1 protein-coding gene is annotated in these 514 nt (G+C 48.6%); it reads left to right on the top strand.

Annotated elements, in window-relative coordinates; genetic code table 11:
• A partial coding sequence (locus tag R7040_RS30030) for a lipoyl synthase (protein ID WP_318098130.1) occupies nucleotides 1–514 on the top strand: 514 nt, incomplete at both ends.

Raw genomic sequence — 514 nt, 5'->3', positions numbered from 1 at the left:
CTAACCTAGCGGAATGTTTTAACCACGGTACAGCAACCTTCATGATCCTAGGTGCAATCTGTACTCGTCGTTGTCCTTTCTGTGACGTTGCTCATGGCCGTCCATTACCACCAGAAGCAGAAGAGCCACAAAAACTGGCAAGAACTATCGCCGACATGAAACTGAAGTACGTTGTTATTACTTCAGTAGACCGTGACGACCTACGTGATGGTGGCGCACAACACTTTGCCGATTGTAACCGTGAGATCCGCGCGTTAAACCCAGACATCAAGATCGAAACACTGGTTCCTGACTTCCGTGGTCGTATGGACGTGGCGCTTGACCTGATGAAAGACAACCCGCCAGATGTCTTCAACCACAACCTAGAAACTGCGCCGCGTCTTTACCGTAAAGCTCGCCCAGGTGCGAACTACAAATGGTCACTTGAGCTTCTTAAGAAGTTCAAAGAACAGCATCCAGATGTACCGACCAAATCAGGTCTGATGATGGGCCTTGGTGAAACCAAAGAAGAAAT

The organism is Vibrio sp. 1069 (assembly GCF_033340555.1).
Note: the sequence above shows the minus strand (reverse complement) of the source record. Positions and strands in the feature narration are given on the sequence as shown.